The 16,472-nt window shown below is 74.2% G+C and carries 19 protein-coding genes and 3 pseudogenes; 14 read left to right on the forward strand and 8 right to left on the reverse strand.

From position 1 onward, the window contains the following. Window positions 1–69 precede the first annotated feature (69 nt). The 5 genes and pseudogenes from ftsH (at window position 70) to DA06_RS19225 (ending at window position 4,667) form a co-directional block, all read left to right on the forward strand. Window positions 70–2,137: pseudogene (gene ftsH, locus DA06_RS19205) on the forward strand (ATP-dependent zinc metalloprotease FtsH). Between the two features lie 178 nt (window positions 2,138–2,315). Beyond that, the gene (locus tag DA06_RS19210) at window positions 2,316–2,498 is read left to right on the forward strand and encodes a hypothetical protein (protein ID WP_418608101.1); all 183 of its coding nucleotides are present in this window, start codon (window positions 2,316–2,318) and stop codon (window positions 2,496–2,498) included. Then, on the forward strand, window positions 2,423–2,599 hold the full coding sequence (locus DA06_RS19215; RefSeq protein ID WP_418608103.1) for a hypothetical protein: 177 nt from the start codon (window positions 2,423–2,425) through the stop codon (window positions 2,597–2,599). Before DA06_RS19210 ends, DA06_RS19215 begins: the two co-directional genes overlap by 76 nt. A gap of 80 nt (window positions 2,600–2,679) precedes the next feature. Further along, window positions 2,680–3,464 (forward strand): annotated as a pseudogene (locus tag DA06_RS19220) (putative F420-0 ABC transporter substrate-binding protein). Between the two features lie 129 nt (window positions 3,465–3,593). After that, window positions 3,594–4,667, forward strand: a complete 1,074-nt coding sequence (locus tag DA06_RS19225) for a hypothetical protein (RefSeq protein WP_418605762.1) — start codon at window positions 3,594–3,596, stop codon at window positions 4,665–4,667. A gap of 374 nt (window positions 4,668–5,041) precedes the next feature. On the opposite strand, the gene DA06_RS19230 is transcribed toward DA06_RS19225, so the two are convergent. Then, window positions 5,042–5,689, reverse strand: a complete 648-nt coding sequence (locus tag DA06_RS19230; RefSeq protein ID WP_043503213.1) for a response regulator transcription factor — start codon at window positions 5,687–5,689, stop codon at window positions 5,042–5,044. Between the two features lie 103 nt (window positions 5,690–5,792). On the opposite strand from DA06_RS19230, the gene DA06_RS19235 reads away from it, so the two are divergent. Both DA06_RS19235 and DA06_RS19240 read left to right on the forward strand, forming a co-directional pair. Next, window positions 5,793–6,470 carry a DUF2993 domain-containing protein gene (locus DA06_RS19235; protein WP_043503223.1) on the forward strand — a complete coding sequence of 226 codons (678 nt, stop codon included), beginning with the start codon at window positions 5,793–5,795 and terminating at the stop codon, window positions 6,468–6,470. A gap of 54 nt (window positions 6,471–6,524) precedes the next feature. After that, the gene (locus DA06_RS19240; protein WP_043503215.1) at window positions 6,525–7,199 is read left to right on the forward strand and encodes a hypothetical protein; all 675 of its coding nucleotides are present in this window, start codon (window positions 6,525–6,527) and stop codon (window positions 7,197–7,199) included. Window positions 7,200–7,511: 312 nt separating this feature from the next. Here the strand turns inward: DA06_RS19240 and DA06_RS19245 are convergent, their stop codons facing one another. Further along, a complete protein-coding gene (locus DA06_RS19245; RefSeq protein WP_043503220.1) occupies window positions 7,512–7,715 on the reverse strand; it encodes an ATP-binding protein in 204 nt (67 codons plus the stop codon). 33 nt (window positions 7,716–7,748) lie between these two features. On the opposite strand from DA06_RS19245, the gene DA06_RS19250 reads away from it, so the two are divergent. The 5 genes from DA06_RS19250 to DA06_RS19270 all read left to right on the forward strand — a co-directional run bounded on the left by DA06_RS19250 (window position 7,749) and on the right by DA06_RS19270 (window position 9,826). Continuing rightward, complete coding sequence (locus DA06_RS19250) at window positions 7,749–8,150, forward strand: tyrosine-type recombinase/integrase (RefSeq protein ID WP_418605765.1); 402 nt, start codon at window positions 7,749–7,751, stop codon at window positions 8,148–8,150. Between the two features lie 25 nt (window positions 8,151–8,175). Further along, window positions 8,176–8,397, forward strand: coding sequence for a type II toxin-antitoxin system CcdA family antitoxin (locus DA06_RS19255; protein ID WP_043503227.1), 222 nt, complete (start codon window positions 8,176–8,178; stop codon window positions 8,395–8,397). Continuing rightward, window positions 8,394–8,801 carry a type II toxin-antitoxin system VapC family toxin gene (locus DA06_RS19260; protein ID WP_043503229.1) on the forward strand — a complete coding sequence of 136 codons (408 nt, stop codon included), beginning with the start codon at window positions 8,394–8,396 and terminating at the stop codon, window positions 8,799–8,801. The genes DA06_RS19255 and DA06_RS19260 overlap by 4 nt, the downstream gene beginning before the upstream one ends. Window positions 8,802–8,848: 47 nt before the next feature. Then, a complete protein-coding gene (locus DA06_RS19265) occupies window positions 8,849–9,532 on the forward strand; it encodes a GOLPH3/VPS74 family protein (RefSeq protein WP_043503232.1) in 684 nt (227 codons plus the stop codon). A 147-nt stretch (window positions 9,533–9,679) separates the two neighbouring features. Further along, window positions 9,680–9,826, forward strand: coding sequence for a hypothetical protein (locus DA06_RS19270; RefSeq protein ID WP_418605766.1), 147 nt, complete (start codon window positions 9,680–9,682; stop codon window positions 9,824–9,826). A 102-nt stretch (window positions 9,827–9,928) separates the two neighbouring features. On the opposite strand, the gene DA06_RS19275 is transcribed toward DA06_RS19270, so the two are convergent. The 6 genes from DA06_RS19275 to DA06_RS19300 form a co-directional block, all read right to left on the reverse strand. Then, on the reverse strand, window positions 9,929–10,423 hold the full coding sequence (locus DA06_RS19275) for a hypothetical protein (protein WP_043503234.1): 495 nt from the start codon (window positions 10,421–10,423) through the stop codon (window positions 9,929–9,931). A gap of 69 nt (window positions 10,424–10,492) precedes the next feature. Further along, a complete protein-coding gene (locus DA06_RS19280) occupies window positions 10,493–11,524 on the reverse strand; it encodes an LLM class flavin-dependent oxidoreductase (protein WP_418605767.1) in 1,032 nt (343 codons plus the stop codon). A 128-nt stretch (window positions 11,525–11,652) separates the two neighbouring features. After that, the gene (locus DA06_RS19285) at window positions 11,653–12,225 is read right to left on the reverse strand and encodes a sugar O-acetyltransferase (protein WP_043503243.1); all 573 of its coding nucleotides are present in this window, start codon (window positions 12,223–12,225) and stop codon (window positions 11,653–11,655) included. Between the two features lie 109 nt (window positions 12,226–12,334). After that, the gene (locus DA06_RS19290; RefSeq protein WP_043503247.1) at window positions 12,335–13,384 is read right to left on the reverse strand and encodes a lipoyl protein ligase domain-containing protein; all 1,050 of its coding nucleotides are present in this window, start codon (window positions 13,382–13,384) and stop codon (window positions 12,335–12,337) included. Between the two features lie 42 nt (window positions 13,385–13,426). Beyond that, the gene (locus DA06_RS19295) at window positions 13,427–13,924 is read right to left on the reverse strand and encodes a DUF418 domain-containing protein (protein WP_418605768.1); all 498 of its coding nucleotides are present in this window, start codon (window positions 13,922–13,924) and stop codon (window positions 13,427–13,429) included. Then, complete coding sequence (locus tag DA06_RS19300; protein ID WP_418605769.1) at window positions 13,878–14,600, reverse strand: heparan-alpha-glucosaminide N-acetyltransferase domain-containing protein; 723 nt, start codon at window positions 14,598–14,600, stop codon at window positions 13,878–13,880. The genes DA06_RS19295 and DA06_RS19300 overlap by 47 nt, the downstream gene beginning before the upstream one ends. Window positions 14,601–15,427: 827 nt before the next feature. Here DA06_RS19300 and DA06_RS19305 point away from each other — a divergent pair. Together DA06_RS19305 and pknB are read left to right on the forward strand one after the other, a co-directional pair. Further along, complete coding sequence (locus DA06_RS19305) at window positions 15,428–15,556, forward strand: hypothetical protein (RefSeq protein ID WP_418605770.1); 129 nt, start codon at window positions 15,428–15,430, stop codon at window positions 15,554–15,556. After that, window positions 15,556–16,455 (forward strand): annotated as a pseudogene (gene pknB / locus DA06_RS19310) (Stk1 family PASTA domain-containing Ser/Thr kinase); the annotation flags it as partial. The gene DA06_RS19305 and the pseudogene pknB, both read left to right, overlap by 1 nt. Window positions 16,456–16,472 lie beyond the last annotated feature (17 nt).

Here is a 16,472-nt window from a genome sequence, read left to right on the forward strand (position 1 = left end):
GTCAGGTTTGTCGTATACCGTCGTGGAAACCGCGCGACCCAGGAGGGACGAGGGCCTAGCCCACACTCGATGAACGCCAAGAATCTGCTGCGGGGTCCACTCGTCTGGATCCTGATCATGCTCGTGCTCATCTCCCTGGGATGGTCCCTCCTGGGGCAGTCCGGCACCCAGCGCATCGACACCTCCCAGGGCCTCGAGCTGCTCAGGGGGGGACACCGTCGAGCAGGTCGAGATCACGGAGGGCGCCCAGCGGGTGCGCCTGACGCTGTCCGAGCCCTTCGAGGCCGACGACGGCGAGGGCGGCACCGTGGACAAGGGCGAGAGCGTGGAGTTCTTCTACGTCGCGCCCCAGGGTGACCAGGTGGTGCGGGCCGTCGAGGCGGCCGACCCCGACAAGGGGTACAACTCCGTGGTGCCGACGACGTCCATCTGGACGTCGCTGCTGACGTTCATGCTGCCGATGGTCATCATCTTCATCGTCTTCTGGTGGCTGCTCTCCCGGGCCCAGGGCGGCGCCGGCGGCATGATGAAGTTCGGCAAGTCCAAGGCCAAGATGGTCAACAAGGAGAACCCCCAGGTCACCTTCGCCGACGTCGCCGGCGAGGAGGAGGCCGTGGAGGAGCTCCAGGAGATCAAGGAGTTCCTCGCCGAGCCGGAGAAGTTCCAGGCCGTCGGCGCCAAGATCCCCAAGGGCGTGCTGCTCTACGGCCCGCCCGGGACGGGCAAGACGCTCCTCGCGCGTGCCGTGGCCGGCGAGGCCGGCGTGCCGTTCTTCTCCATCTCCGGGTCCGAGTTCGTCGAGATGTTCGTCGGCGTCGGCGCCTCCCGTGTGCGCGACCTCTTCGAGCAGGCCAAGTCCAACGCGCCGGCCATCATCTTCGTCGACGAGATCGACGCCGTCGGCCGCCACCGAGGCACCGGCATGGGCGGCGGGCACGACGAGCGCGAGCAGACCCTGAACCAGCTGCTCGTCGAGATGGACGGCTTCGACGTCCACACCAACGTCATCCTCATCGCCGCGACCAACCGGCCGGACGTGCTCGACCCGGCCCTGCTGCGCCCGGGCCGGTTCGACCGGCAGGTCGCCGTCGAGGCGCCCGACCTGCACGGCCGCTCCGCGATCCTCAAGGTTCACGCCCAGGGCAAGCCGATGGCGCCGGGCGTCGACCTGGACATGGTGGCCAAGCGCACCCCCGGCTTCACCGGCGCGGACCTGGCCAACGTGCTCAACGAGGCCGCGCTGCTCACCGCGCGCTCCAACGCCCAGCTCATCGACGACCGCGCCCTCGACGAGGCCATCGACCGGGTCATCGCGGGCCCGCAGAAGCGCACCCGCGTGATGAACGAGAAGGAGCTCAAGGTCACGGCGTACCACGAGGGCGGCCACGCCCTGGCCGCCGCCGCCCTGCGCTACACCGACCCGGTCACCAAGGTGACGATCCTGCCGCGTGGCCGCGCCCTCGGCTACACCATGGTCATGCCCAGCGAGGACAAGTACTCCACCTCGCGCAACGAGCTGCTCGACCAGCTCGCCTACGCCATGGGCGGTCGCGTGGCCGAGGAGATCGTCTTCCACGACCCGACCACGGGCGCCTCCAACGACATCGAGAAGGCCACCGCCATCGCCCGCAAGATGGTCGTCGAGTACGGCATGAGCTCGCGCGTCGGCGCCATCAAGCTCGGCCAGACCCAGGGCGAGCCGTTCCTGGGCCGCGACATCGGCCACCAGCGCGACTACTCCGAGGACATCGCGCGCATCGTCGACGAGGAGGTCCGCAGCCTCATCGAGGCCGCCCACGACGAGGCGTGGGAGATCCTCAACACCTACCGCGACGTCCTCGACCACCTGGTGCTCGAGCTGCTCGAGCACGAGACGCTGAACGAGACCGAGCTCGCGCGGATCTTCGCCCCCGTGAGCAAGCGGCCGGCGCGGCCCGTGTGGCTCTCCTCCGAGGACCGCCACGTCAGCGACCGGCCCCCCGGTGCTCACCGCCGCCGAGCGCGCCCGCGGGGAGCACATGTCCCCCCGAGGACCAGGTGGCGGCCGCCGGCGAGATCCGGCTCGGCGAGCACGGTCCGGGAATCGGCCAGGTGCCCGACGGCGGAACGGGTCGGCGGCCCCGCCGAGGGCCTGTGATGGCGGGGGTGGGCGTCGACAGGCTCGGGCAGGCCGACGCGCTGCGGGCGGCGGGGGCCGACGTCGTCGTGAAGGAGCTGGAGGAGCTGCTGTGAAGGGACATGCCGATCTCGGACGCGACCCGTGGGTGCTGCGCGAGAGGGAGCTCGACCTCGAGCACCTGGGGCAGACCGAGTCCGTGTTCGCGCTGTCCAACGGCCACATCGGGTTGCGCGGCAACTTCGACGAGGGGAGCCGAACGTCACCCCCGGCACGTACGTCTCGGGCGTCTTCGAGCACCACCCGCTGCCCTACCCGGAGGGCGGCTACGGCTACCCGGAGGCCGGGCAGGCCATCGTCAACGTCACCAACGGCAAGCTGATCCGCCTGCTCGTCGACGACGAGCCGGGGCGGCGGCGTCGTCCTCGGGCAGCACCGACGGCGCGGCGCCCTCCGGCGCGACGGCGGGCGGCTTCCCGGTGACCGTGTCCTCGTGCGGCGTGGAGGCGACGCTCGAGGCTCCGCCCGAGCGCATCGTCACCATCAAGTCTTCGGCCACCGAGATGGTGCTGTCGCTCGGCGCCGGGGACCGGCTGGTGGGGACCGCCTTCGCCGACGGGCCGGCGCCGGCCGACCTCACCTCGACCGCGGACGTGCCGGTGCTGGCGGAGAAGAACCCCTCGACCGAGGCCGTCCTCGAGCTCGAGCCGGACCTCCTCTACGCCGGGTGGGAGTCCAACCTCAGTGCCGACGGCGCCGGCGAGCGGCACATGTACCAGGACCTGGGCGTCGCGACGTACGTCTCGCCGTCGGCGTGCAAGGGGGCCGAGCACCGGCCGGAACGGCTCACGTTCGACCTGGTCTTCGACGAGATCACCGAGGTCGGGCGCATGCTCGGCGAGGACGACGCGGCGGCCGGCCTGGTCGCCGGGCAGAGGGCCGAGCTCGACGCCGTCGTCCCGTCCGACGCCGGGCTGACCGCGCTGTGGTACTCCTCCGGCGAGGACGTCCCGTACGTCGCGCCGGAATCGGCGCCCCGCAGATGATCATGGACGCGGTCGGGCTCGAGAACGTCGCCGCGGACGTGGAGGACACGTGGACGTCGCTCGGCTGGGAGGCGGTGGCGCAGGCGAACCCGGACGTCATCGTGCTGGTCGACGCCGCGTGGAACACCGCCGAGCACAAGAAGGCCGCGCTCGCGGGGAACCCGGTCACGGCCTCGCTGCCCGCCGTGCAGGAGGAGCGGTACCTGGTCGTGCCCTTCCCGGCGACGGAGGCCGGGGTGCGCAACGTGCCGGCCGTGACGGATCTCGCGGAGCAGCTGGCGGGCCTCGAGGTGGCGCGGTGACCGCGACGCGACCCGCCGAAGGTCCTCCCGCGCCGCAGGAACTCGCCGTAGGCCAGCTCTGTCCGGGCACGGTCGACGACGCGCGGCGAGTCCGCGTGACGGGCGAGCGCGGTCTCGAAGTGGTGCTCGGTGTCGGCACCGTCCGCGAGCAGCGCGCGCCCGTGGGCGGCCGCGGCGGCGGGCCACGCCTGCGCGGTCGCCGTCGCGAACTCCTCGAGATCTCGCACCCACGCGGCCGCGAGGCCCGGCCGGCCGGCGCGCACCGCGGTCTCGATCCGGTCGAGCGCCGCCATCCGGCGGATGCCGCCGAGCTCCATCTGCTCGAGGTGGTGCAGCGCGACGTCCGGCCGCGCGGCGGTCTCGACGCCCCGGCACCAGCGCAGCAGGTCCGCCACCGTGCTGGCGGTGATCCCGGTGGGGTGCCTGGCCGCCGTCTCCTCGGCGCGGGTCAGCAGCTCGGAACGGGACGGGTCGCCGCGGAGGGTGGCGAGCAGGGCGAGCCAGGCGAGCGGCATCGCGGCGAGCCCGGCCTGCCCGAGGGTGTCGGCCAGCTGCACCGCCTCCGAGGAGCCGGCCTCCGCCTCACGCCACCGGCCCATGGTGACGTCCGCCGACGTCCGGCGGGTCAGCGAGTACAGCACCATGAGCAGCGCGCCCGTGCTCCGCGCGCGGGCGAGCAGGAGCTCGTGGTGCCGCCGCACGCCGGCGTCGTCGCCGAGGTGGACCGCGGCGATCCCGAGGTTCGGCAGCAGGTCCTGGTTCTCGTCGTCGAGGTCCTCGGTGATGGCGAAGGCCGCCCGCAGCGGCGGTGCCGCGGCGGCCCAGTCGCCCTCGTTGACGTGCGTGAGACCGAGCAGCAGGTCGGCGAAGGCGCGGGTGCGGGTGGTGGTGGCGGCGTCGGCGAACGCGAGGGAGGCCGGGTCGATGCCCACTCCAGAGTCGCCGCCGAAGGACGCGACAGCGGCGCCGAACATGGCCATCTCGCGGGCACGGTCGACGTCGTGCGGGGCCACCTGCGCCGCGCCCTCCATGATCATCCGGTGGGCCAGCGGCAGGGAGCCGGTGTTCCACTCGATCCGCGCCCGCAGGCGCACCATGTCCGCGCGGGAGCCGGGATCGCCGGCGCCGGGGATCGCGATGTCGACCAACCGCCGTGCGCGCTGCCCCTGTCCCGCCAGCCAGGCCGCCCGGGCGGCGGCGTAGAGCCGGTCGGCCCGCTCCGCTGGGTCCCGCGTCAGCTCCGCTGCACGCTCCCACGCGGAGGCCGCAGCCTCGAGCGCCGCGGCCCCGGCGGCCGCGGCGCGTGCCGCTCGCCGGGCGAGAGCCGCGTCGACGTCGGGCATGCGCAGCCTTCCCAGCCACTCGAGGAGCGCAGGGTAGGTCGAGGGGTTCTCGGCGATCGTCGCGCGCAGCTCCGGATGGTGCTGCGCCAGGTGCTGGAGAGTCGTCAACGGCGTGCTCGGGTCGGCCGCCTGACGCTCCAGATCGTTCCCGCCGTCCATGATCACCTCCACGAATCGGATCCGACCCTACACAGGGCCGGCACGCCGGTGCGTGGCGGGACGGTGCCGGCCGGACTACCGGAGGCGTCGGCGAGGGGCCGGGAGGAAGCCGTCCTCGACGGCCCGGCGGTACAGATCGACCTTCGTGGGTGCGTCGCGGCCGTCCCGCGCGTACTTGGTGCGGATGGAGCGCAGGTGCTCGATCACCGTGTGCTCGCTGATGCCGAGAGCGCGAGCCACCCGCACGGTCTTCTCGCCGGCGGCGTACAGGGCCAGCACCTCCGCCTCGCGCGGCGAGAGGCCGGCGGAGTCGAGGTCGGGGTCGCCGTCGATGGCGGCCGCCCACGTGGCCGAGGGCACCGTCTCGTCCTGGGTGGCCGCGACCACGGCCGCCGCGATGGTCTCCACCGGCGCCGCCTTCTGGAGCACCCCGACGGCGCCGGCGCCGGCGGCGAGCCGGATGGCGTGCGGGTCGTCCCCGGCGGTGAGGACGAGCACGCGCATGCCCGCCGCGCGCAGTGCGCGGACGTTCTCCCCGGGGTGCGTGGCGTCCGCGAGCCTGAGGTCGAGGATGGTGACGTCGATGTCCTGACCGAGCGCGAGGAGCTCCGCAACGGTGCCGGCCGATCCGACGACCTCGCACGCGGGATCACGCCCGAGAGCCACCTCGATACCGAGGACCACCGACTGGTGGTCGTCGACGATCCCTACGCGCACCGTCACTGCGGCCTCTCCTTCCCCCCCGGAATACTTGATGCTTCCAGAATGACAGGGATATCGCAGTCGTTCGGGACGTCGTAGTTCGAAACGCCCTACGGTGGACGTCATGCGCCGTCTCCTCGCCGCGCTCGTCGCGGCGGCCCTCCTGGTGGCGGCTGCCGTCGCCGTCGACCGGATCCTGCACGCGAGCGCGGAGGAGAGCATCGCGCGCGAGCTGTCGGCGGCGGTGGACGTCACAGGGGAGCCGGACGTCACGGTCGAGGGCTTCCCGTTCCTCACGCAGGCCGCGGCCGGCGAGCTGGACAGCGTCCGCGCGACGGCCGACGCGGTCGCCACGGACGGCGTGCGCCTCGTCGACGTCACCGCGCACGCGCGCGCCGTCACCGTCGGGTCCCCGAACAAGGCCGGCCGGCTCGACCTCGTCGGGACCCTGCCCGACGAAGCGCTGCAGGAGATGGTGCGCCAGAGGGTGCCCGGCGTGACCGTCGCCTCCGCCCCGGACGGCGTGCACCTGACCACCGAGGTGCTCGGGGTCGAGCTGGCCCTCGTCGCCGGGCCGGAGGTCCGCGACGGTGGGATCGGCGTGCGGGTCACGCGTGTGCTGCTCGGCGGCGCGGAGATCGACGTCGAGGACCTACCGCCCCTGGTGGGGGAGGACCTGCTCGACCTGGACCTGGACGTGCCCGACCTGCCGCTCGGGCTAACCCTCGTCGACGTCGCCCCGGCCGACGGCGGCCTCCGGCTCTCGCTGACCGGTGAGGACGTGGTGCTCGCCGGGCCGTGAGCGACGAGGTCGGCGTGCTGCAGCCGGCCCGCAGCGTCGATCGTCGAGCGGACCGTGCCCTCCGCCGTCTCCACGACGACGGAGACCACGGCCGGCCGCCCGGGCGGCAGGATCCGCACGGCGACCCTGCCCTCCTCGGCCGCGCCCAGGAGGGCCGGGATCGGCGCCAGCACCGCGGCCGCGTCCGGCACCACGGCGAGTCCGCCGTCGTCCATGACCTCCACCACCACGCCTCGCAGCCTTGCCGCCCGTACGGCGGTGACGACGGCCGGGACGTCGAGCGCGGCGCCGCGGATCCGGTCCCGCAGCTCAGCCTCGAGGGCCGCGAGCTCCCGGCGCTCCTCCGGCCCGGGAACGTGCCCGGCCGCCAGGCGCTCCAGCGTCGGCCGCACCGTCCTCTCGAGCCCCGCGACGCGGCGGCTACGCTCCGCGGCCTCGGCGAGCCGGGCCGCCTGGGCGACCCTGCGGGCGTGGGTGCGTGCGGCCAGGCAGGCCGCCTGCCGGGTGGCGCGCTGCAGCACGACGCCGCCCAGGGTGCCGATGACCAGCAGGCTCAGGTGGGTCAGCAGCAGGTCGGGCAGCCCCGCCCAGGTCTGGCCCGTCGTGTCCACCCACGCCAGCGTCACCGCCAGCAGGCCCGCCATCCCGCACCACGCCGAGACGGGACGCACGCGTGCCGCGAGGAAGAACAGCACGAACGTGCCCGCGCCCAGGTGCCAGGCGGCGTAGCCGGGGAACCGGTCGGTCGGCATGGACCAGGACACGAGCAGCGCGAGCGTCCCGGGCACGACGGCGAGGACGGCCGTGACGGGGCGGGTCAGCCGACGCTCGGGGAGCAGGGCGGCGGCCACCGCCGCGGCCGCGAACACCACCAGTGCCACGACCTGCGGCCACAACGGGCCGGCTCCGAGCGATGTGGTTGCCACGAGGAAGAGGTTGCAGCCGACGTAGCACAGGACCACCGCCCACCCCGGAACACCCGCGAGCCGGAGCTCGGGTGTGACGGCGTCAGAAGTCCCGGCCGCGCCGGACCGCGACCGCTCACGCCCGCCACCCCACCACGACCTCGGTGCCCGCCCCGGGCGTGGAGCGCACCTCTGCGTAGCCGCCCGGCAGCCGGGACATGCGGCCGACGATGCTCCCGCGCACGCCCAGGCGGCCCGCCGGGACGGTGCCGGGGTCGAACCCCGGCCCGCCGTCGCGGACGCGGACCTCGGCCCACCCGGGCCGCACGGTGAGGGCCACGGACCGCCTCGCGTCCGTGCGCTCACGCCCCCGGTGGCCGAGGCGGTCGACGCCGCCGCCGGCGACCGGGCGGCGGGCCCGCTGCTGCTGCGGCCGAGCGATACCCGGCTCACCCGGATCAGCGCCTACCGGTGGATCCGCGAGCTCGGGGACCGGGCCCTCGGCAAGCACGTCCACCCGCACGTGCTGCGCCACGCCTTCGTCACGCTCTCCCTTGACGCCGGCGCCTCGCTGCGCGACGTCCAGATCGCCGCCCGCCACGCCGACCCGCGTATGACGGCCATGTACGACCGCGCCCGCGGCAACCTCAAGCGGCACGCCGCGCACCTGCTCGCCGACTACGTGACCGGAACGGCCGACGGCGGGACGACGGCCGACCCGTCGGCGGACGTGGCGGAGGACGACCGGACCGGGCGGCCTGGGGACCGGCCATGACGACGGGCGGGGGTACATTGGGGGCATGCCGAAGGTGAGCGTCTACCTGCCCGACGAGCTGTACCGTCGCGCGAGGGAGCGAGGCATCTCCCTCTCGGCGGTGACGCAGGAGGCGGTGGAGCGCGCACTGCGGACGGCCGACGTCGCCGACTGGGTGTCGCGGGAGCGCGCCCGGCCCCCGCGTGCCGAGCGGCAGGTGGACGTCGGGAGCCTCATGGACGAGGTGCGCCGGGAGTTCGGCGCATGATCGTCCTGGACGCCTCCGCGCTCGTCGAGATCGTCGCCGACCAGCGTCACGGCGTGTGGGCGGCAGGGCAGCTCGAGGGGCACGAGGTCGTCGCGCCTGCGCACCAGCCCGCCGAGGCGCTGTCGGCTCTCGCGCGGCTGGAGCGGGCGGAGGTGCTCACGGCGTACGCCGCGGCCGACGCCCTCGCGGCCGTCGCGTCGCTGCCGCAGGAGATCGTCCCGCCGACCGCTGCGCACCTCAGGACGGCGTTCGAGCTCCGGGGGCGTCTCCGTGTGCTCGACGGCCTCTACGTCGCGCTCGCGGCGGAACGGGGCGTCCCGCTCGTGACCACCGACCAACGGCTGGCTCGCGCGGGCGCCCCGTGCGAGGTCGTTGCCCCGCCCCTCGGTAGGTGGGGCACGTAGGGCGAAGGGGCTGGCAACGCTTCCGACGGGCTGGCTACGCTCGAGGCATGCTCGTCGCAGAAGACCTGCTGCTCGCCGTCACGGACGATGCCACCGGGAAGCTGCTGGTCTCCGGCGCGGAGGTGGACGTGGCGCTCGGCGGCGCCCTCCTGGTCGAGCTCGCCCACCGCGAGCTCGTCGACGTCGCCGGCCCGGACGACCGCGTCCGGGAGGGGCGTCTGATCGTCAGGAACGCCACCCGGACCGGCGACGACCTGCTCGACGAGGCCCTGGCCGCCGTCGTCGCCAAGGAGGGTAAGAAGCCTCGCACCGTGGTGACCAAGCTCGGCAAGAAGATCCGCCCCCGGCTCTACGACCGCCTCGTCGCAGCGGGTGTGCTCCGCGCCGAGAACGGCAGGGTGCTCGGCCTCCTCCCGACCCGCCGCTGGCCCACCGAGAACGCCGTCCCCGAGTCCGCGGTCCGCGCGCGCCTCGTCGAGGCGCTGCGCGTCGGTGCGGCCGCCGACGCGCGCACCGCTGCGCTGATCTCGCTCCTCGCGGCGCTGGGCGCCGTGCACAAGGTCGTCGATCCCGTCCCGCTCGGCCTGACCAAGCGGGAGCTGCGGGCGAGGGCGAAGCAGATCGCCGAGGGCGAGTGGGCCGGGAAGGCGGTCAGGCAGGCGATCGACGCGATGAACGCCGCCCTCGCGTCGGGCGCCACCGCGGGCGGCCACGGGGGCGGCGGTGGGTAGGCGCGGGCACGGCACCATGGTCCGCCCGCGCAACCCGACCCGCTCCTCCTGCCTGCGGGCGGACGGCACGCTGACGCCCGGGTCAGGCGGCCGCTGGGCCTGCCGCCAGCGGGTGCGGGGCCGCGCCCGACGTGGTGCGCTGGGGGCATGAGCGAGCAGACACCGGAGCAGGACGAGTCCACGCAGCACCTCAAGGAGGACGCCCCGGGCACGTCGAAGGACCAGCAGCAGACCGGTGACGCGCCGGTCGACAGCCCCGAGCAGGAGGGCGAGGAGCGCTTCGACGCCGGGTGAGGAAGACGCCGCCCGAGGCGATCGCCGAGGTCGAAAGAGCGAGGCGCCGGAGGAGATCCTCCGGCGCCTCGCTCGTGACGGCTCAGCGAGCCGCGGGCCGGGTCAGTTGATCGCCCACACGGCCCGGTCGGACTCGTCGAGGGAAAAGAGCGGCTCGATGGCGAAGCTGCCGCCCTCGATCGCCTCGACGGGGACGTCCATGCAGACGCTGTAGTCGGCGGCGCCGCCGGTGTTCAGCGTGGGCACGTTGACGACGGAGTTCTCCTCGATCGCCATGCAGGTGCCGTCGTCGTACTGGGCGTTGTCGGAGCCCATGAAGATGTAGGACAGGTCCATCCACGGGTTGCCCTCCTCCGCGCCGTTGTAGACGACGGAGACGTCGGCGACGACGTAGCGGCCGTCCGCCGGCGGGTTGAACTCGTCCGCCTCGGCGATCGCGTCGTCGGCGTCGAGGTTCAGGCCGTTCACGGTGATGGTGTAGTCGCCGATCTCGGCGGCCTGCCCCAGCGGGAGGAGGTCGCCCGCGGCGGCGGCCGGCTCCCCGCCGTCGGCCGGCTCGCCGGTGTCGACGGTCTGCTCGTCCTCGGCCGGCTCCACGGGCGCGGCGGCCGGACCGCCCCGTCAGGGTCTGGCCGCCCGTCCGTCGCACGGCGGCGCCCGAACCGGTCAGCCGACGGCCGCCCGGACGGCGGGGGCCACCTCCTCGGCGAACCGTCCGACCGACTCCTCCACCATCGCGCGCGGCATGCCACCGAAGTCGACCTGCCCGAGGAACCGGTCGACGCCGAGCCGCTCGTGCAGGTCGAGGATCCTCGCCGACACCTGCTCGGGCCCGCCGACGAGGAGCGCTCCGCCGCGCTCGGACAGGTCGTTCATCTGGTCGCGACTGACGTCCCAGCCGCCCGCGCGGCCCGGCCCGGCCGAGAGGTAGCGGCGGTAGTACGGGTAGACGTCCTCCCGGGCGAACGCGGTGGCGGCCCCGACGTAGAGGGAGGCGGCGAGGCCCACCCTCAGGGTCGTCGCGTCGTGGCCCGCCTCCTCGCCGGCGAGACGGTAGGTGTCCACCAGGCGGCGGGCGTTGTCGAGCGTGCCGCCGACGAGACCGAGCATCATGGGCAGCCCGAGGTCGCCGGCACGCAGGGCGCTGGTCGGCGAGCCGCCGACGCCCACCCACACCGGCAGCGGGTCGGCCCAGGGGCGCGGGGGCACCTCGGCGTCCAGCAGGTCCGGCCGTGACGTGCCCGTCCAGGTGACGCGCTCGTGGTCACGGCACCGGAGCAGCAGGTCGAGCTTCTCCCCGTAGACCTGGTCGAGCCGGTCCGGGTCCACGCCGAAGAGGAGCAGGGGCTCGGCGAACGCGCTGCGCCCCGCGACGATCTCGCCGCGCCCGTGACTGAGGAGATCCAGCGTGGCGTAGTCCTGGTAGACCCGCACCGGGTCGTGCGCGGTCAGGACGGTGGCGGTCGCGACCAGCCGAACGCGACCGGTCGCCCGCGCCACCGCCGCGAGCACCGGCGCCGGCGAGGACACGGCGAAGTCGTGGCTGTGGTGCTCCCCGACGCCGAAGACGTCGAGGCCCAGCCGGTCGGCGAGGACGCCGTACGCCACGACGTCGTCCAGCCGCTGGCCAGGGGTGGGGCGAGGTCCGCCGTCGACCGCCGCACGGATGTCGGTCAGGGAGAAGATGCCGAGCTCCACGAGTCGCTCCGATCGCACGACGGCGGGGCCGCGCAGCCCCTTTCGCCAGTATGGGAGCGCCGGCGGGTGGCCTCCTGGGCAGGAGGGCCCTTGCCCGGCGGGGCGCGCCCCGGCCGAGACCGGTCCGGTCAGTCGCCGATCTCCCGCACGACCCGCGCCGGGTTGCCGACGGCGACCACGTTGGCGGGCAGGTCCCTGGTGACGACGGCGCCCGCGCCGACCACCGTGTTCTCGCCGATCGTGACGCCCGGGCACACGACGACCCCGCCGCCGAGCCAGACGTTGTCCCCGATGGTGATCGGCTTTGCGGCCTCCCACTTGTCCCGTCGCGGTCCGGGCTCGATCGGGTGCGTCGGCGTGAGCAGCTGGACGTTCGGCCCGATCTGCACGTCGTCGCCGATCGTGATCCGGGCGACGTCGAGCGCCACGAGCCCGAAGTTGGCGAAGGTCCGCGCCCCGACGGTGATGTGCGCGCCGTAGTCGACGTAGAACGGCGGACGGATCTCCGTGCGCTCCCCGACGGACCCGAGCAGCTCCTCCAGCAGGCGACGGCGGAGCGGTCCCTGCCGCACCGACGTCGCGTTGTAGGCGTCCATCAGGTCCAGGGCCCGCTGGTTCTGCTCGGCCAGCTCGGGGTCGTCGGCGATGTAGGGCTCGCCCGCCAGCATCCGCTCGCGCATCGTCCGGTTGTCGTCCGTCATGGTCCGCAACGTACCCGCGGACGACGGCGGCCCGCGCGCCGGTCCGCGCGCGCGGGACGCCGCCCGACGGCGCCGCGCGGCCCGCCCGCCAGGGCCGGCCGCGCCGGGCTCACGGCACGCGGTAGGTCCACCCGTCGCTGAGGAACTTCGTCTCCATGAGTTCCTCCGCACGCGCGAGCTCGTCGGGCCGGTAGTCCGACATCCGGGTGTCGTAGCGGCCGCGGAAGTGTGCGACGAACGCGGCGACGATGTCCTCGCGCGCCATCCCGGTCTGGGACCGCATCGGGTCCACGCGCTTGTTCGCGCTCCTGATGCCCTTGTCGGAGAGCTTCTCGCGGCCGATGCGCAGCACGTCGAGCATCTTGTCCGCGTCGATGTCGTAGCTCATGGTCACGTGGTGGAGCACCACGCCCGAGGCGAACCGCTTCTGTGCGGCGCCGCCGATCTTGCCGTGCTCGGAGGCGATGTCGTTGAGCGGTACGTACCGGGCTTTCACCCCCACGTCGGCCAGCGCGCCGAGCACCCAGTCGTCGAGGAACGCGTAGGACTGCTCGAAGCTGAGGCCCTCGACGAGGGACTCGGGGACCACCAGCGAGTAGGTGATGCAGTTGCCGGGCTCCATGAACATGGCCCCACCGCCGGAGATCCGCCGCACCACGGACATGCCGTGACGCTCCAGCGCCTCGCTGTCGACCTCGTTGCGGACGGACTGGAAGGAGCCGATGACCACCAGCGGGGCGTTCCACTCCCAGATGCGCATGGTGGGGCCGCGGCGGCCGGCGGCCACCTCCTCGGGGATCACCTGGTCGAGCGCGACGTTGAGCGCCGGGTGCACGGGTGCGCCGTGGATGACGTCGAAGGTGTGGTCGCGCCAGCTCGTCGCGTGACCCAGCGCCCGGCGGACGGCGATCCCCACCGACTCCGGGCTGAAACCGACGAAGCTGACACCGTGGTCGACGGCGTTCTCGATCGCGGCGGCCAGCTGGGCCGAGGACGCCGTCTCGGGCATGCCGTCCAGGGCGGAGTTGATGTCCTCCAGCGCGTCGTCGGGCTCGAGGAAGAAGTCGCCCGAGAGCCGGGCGCGGGCGAGGCGCCCGTCCTCGACGTCGACGTCGACCGCGACCAGCTTCCCCCCGGGAACCTTGTACTCACCGTGCATGAGCCCACCCTACGGGCCCGCCGGGACGGGTCTCGTGGCGGGTCACCGCGACGGCACGACGGCGGACCCGAGCGCGCCGCACGGCCGGGCCGGCCGACCGGAGTGCCACGGCCGTCGGGCCTCCTGGGCGTCGCGTCGCCGCCAGAGGCTCGGTGCGCGCAGCAGCGTCTCGAGGGGGCCGCGCCGGAACGCCGCCCGCCAGGCCGTGGCGAAGGCGACGGCCGCGACGCCGATCACCAGCGAGACCACCAGGCCGTCGGCGGCCGACCCGGGGCCCGGCCGCACCAGGGCCGCGATGACGAAGAGGTGCGCGACGTAGACGGTCAGCGACAGCTGACCGACGGCGACGAGCGGCCGGACCCAGGCCCCGGCCCGTGGCACGAGAAGAAGCGCGACGGCGACGACGAGCACCGCGCTGCCCGTCCCGCTGAGCAGCCACAGCGGCATCTGCGAGTGCGCGACGGCGGAGACCAGGCGGTCCGGCCCCACCTCCTCACCCGGCTGGCCCACCAGCCCGACGAGCACGCGTGAGACCACCATCCCGCCGATCCCCGCAGCCGCCCCCGACGACGGCGAGCCGCACCTGCAGCGCAGCGTCGGTCAGGTCACGGCGGCCGAGCCACATCCCGAGGAGGAACGGCGCGACCCAGGTCACCACGGGGTAGGGCCCGCTGAGGACCACGGCGGAGAGGATCTCGGCCGGCGCGTTGGCGAGGGTCGCGGGCTCCATGTCGAAGTCTGTGCCCCGCTGGCCGGCGATCCAGACGAGCGGCCCGAGCACCGTCGCCCCGGCGGCGCACACCAGCAGCCAGGCGTCCGGCAGGCGGGCCACGGCGACGGCGACCAGGAACAGCACCGCATAGGTCGGCAGGATGACCTTCACGTCGTGGTCGAGGAGCTGCAGCGCCAGCCCGGACACCAGGAGCAACGCCGAGCGCCACACCAGGGTGCCCCGTCTCGTGGGTCCGCCCTGCCGGGCGCGGCGGGTGAGCAGGGCGACCCCGATGCCCGCGAGGAGGACGAACAGCAGCGACGCACGGCCGTGCGCGGCCCGGATCACCATGGCCGCCGCCCCGGTGTCGTCCCGGGGGCCCACGTTCACCACGAGCATCCCGAGGATCGCGACAGCCCGCGCGGCGTCGAGCGCCACGACCCGTGCCGTCGTCGGCCCAGAGCTGCCCACCGCGACGGCGGGCCCCGTGCGAAGTGTGGTCACGCAGCGGCTCCTGTCAGGGCGGCCGGACGGGCCGCTCGGTCTCTCCAGGGTAGGCGCCGACGCCGTTCTCGCGCGCCTGTGAGGGTGCCTGGGCGTGTGCGTCCGCTCACGAACATCGGGCTGGAGGTCACTGCTGGGGCCAGAGAGATTGCTGGGACCGGTGGGGCAGGGCGCTGCCCTCGAGAGAGGCGTGCAACCGAGCCGCGGACGTGACCGTCGGCCAGCCTCACGCCCGCTGAGCCCGATGAGCGCGTCAAGCCCGCCCGCCGATCCCGGGCACGTCCCGCCCCGCCCTGCGCGGCCGCGTCCCGCCCCGCCGATTGCGAGCGCGGCCCTGGCAGGTAGCGTGCGACGGGATGGACGTCGCGTCAGCCTCCCCGCCCCTCGCCCGGTCCGCCGCGCGCAGGATCCGCCTCGCCGGCCCCCGCGGCCGACCGGTGCCAGCCGGGCCGTCGTCCCCTCGGCGTCCGCCGTCGCCTCACCGGTGGGCCCCTGCTCCGCCGCCGCCTCAGCAGCGGGCCCCCGCTCCGCCGTCGTCACCCCCGCCGTGCCCGTGATACAGACCCGGCGCGAGCTCCGGGAGTCCGGCGGCCGCTCCCCGGCCAGGCGCCCGGCTCGCGTCCCCGTGCCGTCGGGGCTCACCCCTGAGCGACCGGGGGCGCACCCCTGAGCGCACGGGTCGCACCCCCGCGCACCCGGGTCGCACGCCCGCGCCCGACGGCGGTGCGTCCCGGGACGCGGCCACCCGCCCGGGCTCCGGCCCGGCCTCGCGCTGGCGGCTGCCCACCTGGGCGGAGCTGGCCTCCGACCGGCTCTGGCTCGGGGCGATGGGCGTCATCCTGCTGGTGCTCACGATCCTGGTCGCCGCCGCCCTGGGTAGTCTGGGCGGCGCCGACAGCTCCGCCGCCGGAGGTCCGGCGGTTCCCTATCCCACGATCTCAGTGAAGGACGACTAGTGGTGGACGAGATCCCGCGCGTGCTTGCGGGGCGTTACGAGGTCGGCGAGCTGATCGGTCGCGGCGGCATGGCCGAGGTGCACATCGGCTACGACAACCGCCTCTCCCGCACCGTCGCGATCAAGGTGCTGCGCTCGGACCTCGCCCGGGACGCGACGTTCCAGGCGCGCTTCCGGCGTGAGGCGCAGTCCTCCGCGGCGCTGAACCACCCCTCCATCGTCGCGGTGTACGACACCGGCGAGGAGCAGGTCGCCACCGCCGGCGGCCAGCACATCACCGTGCCGTTCATCGTCATGGAGTACGTCGAGGGGCACACCGTCCGCAGCCTCCTCTCCGGCGGCGACCCCGTGCCGATCGAGGAGGCCGTGGAGATCGTCGTCGGTGTCCTCTCGGCGCTGGAGTACTCCCACCGCGAGGGCATCGTCCACCGGGACATCAAGCCCGGGAACATCATGCTGACCCCCACCGGCCAGGTGAAGGTCATGGACTTCGGCATCGCCCGCGCGATGACCGACTCCGCCGCCACGATGACCCAGACCCACGCCGTCGTCGGCACGGCGCAGTACCTCTCGCCGGAGCAGGCGCGCGGCGAGGTGGTCGACGCCCGTTCCGACCTCTACTCCACGGGCTGCCTCCTGTATGAGCTGCTCACCGGTCAGCCCCCGTTCACCGGTGACTCGGCCCTGGCCGTCGCGTACCAGCACGTCGGCGAGACCCCGAAGACCCCGTCCAGCGTCACGCCGGACATCCCCGAGGTGCTCGACCGCGTGGTCCTCAAGGCTCTCGCGAAGGACCGCAACGACCGTTACTCCGACGCGGCGCACATGCGCGCGGACCTGCTCGCCGCGGTGCGCGGCGGTCGGGTGGAGGCGCCCGCGACCGCCGTGTGGGGGGCCGCGGGCGGGCTCCGGCGCCG

Source organism: Georgenia sp. SUBG003 (assembly GCF_000715355.2).
Lineage (GTDB): Bacteria > Actinomycetota > Actinomycetes > Actinomycetales > Actinomycetaceae > Georgenia.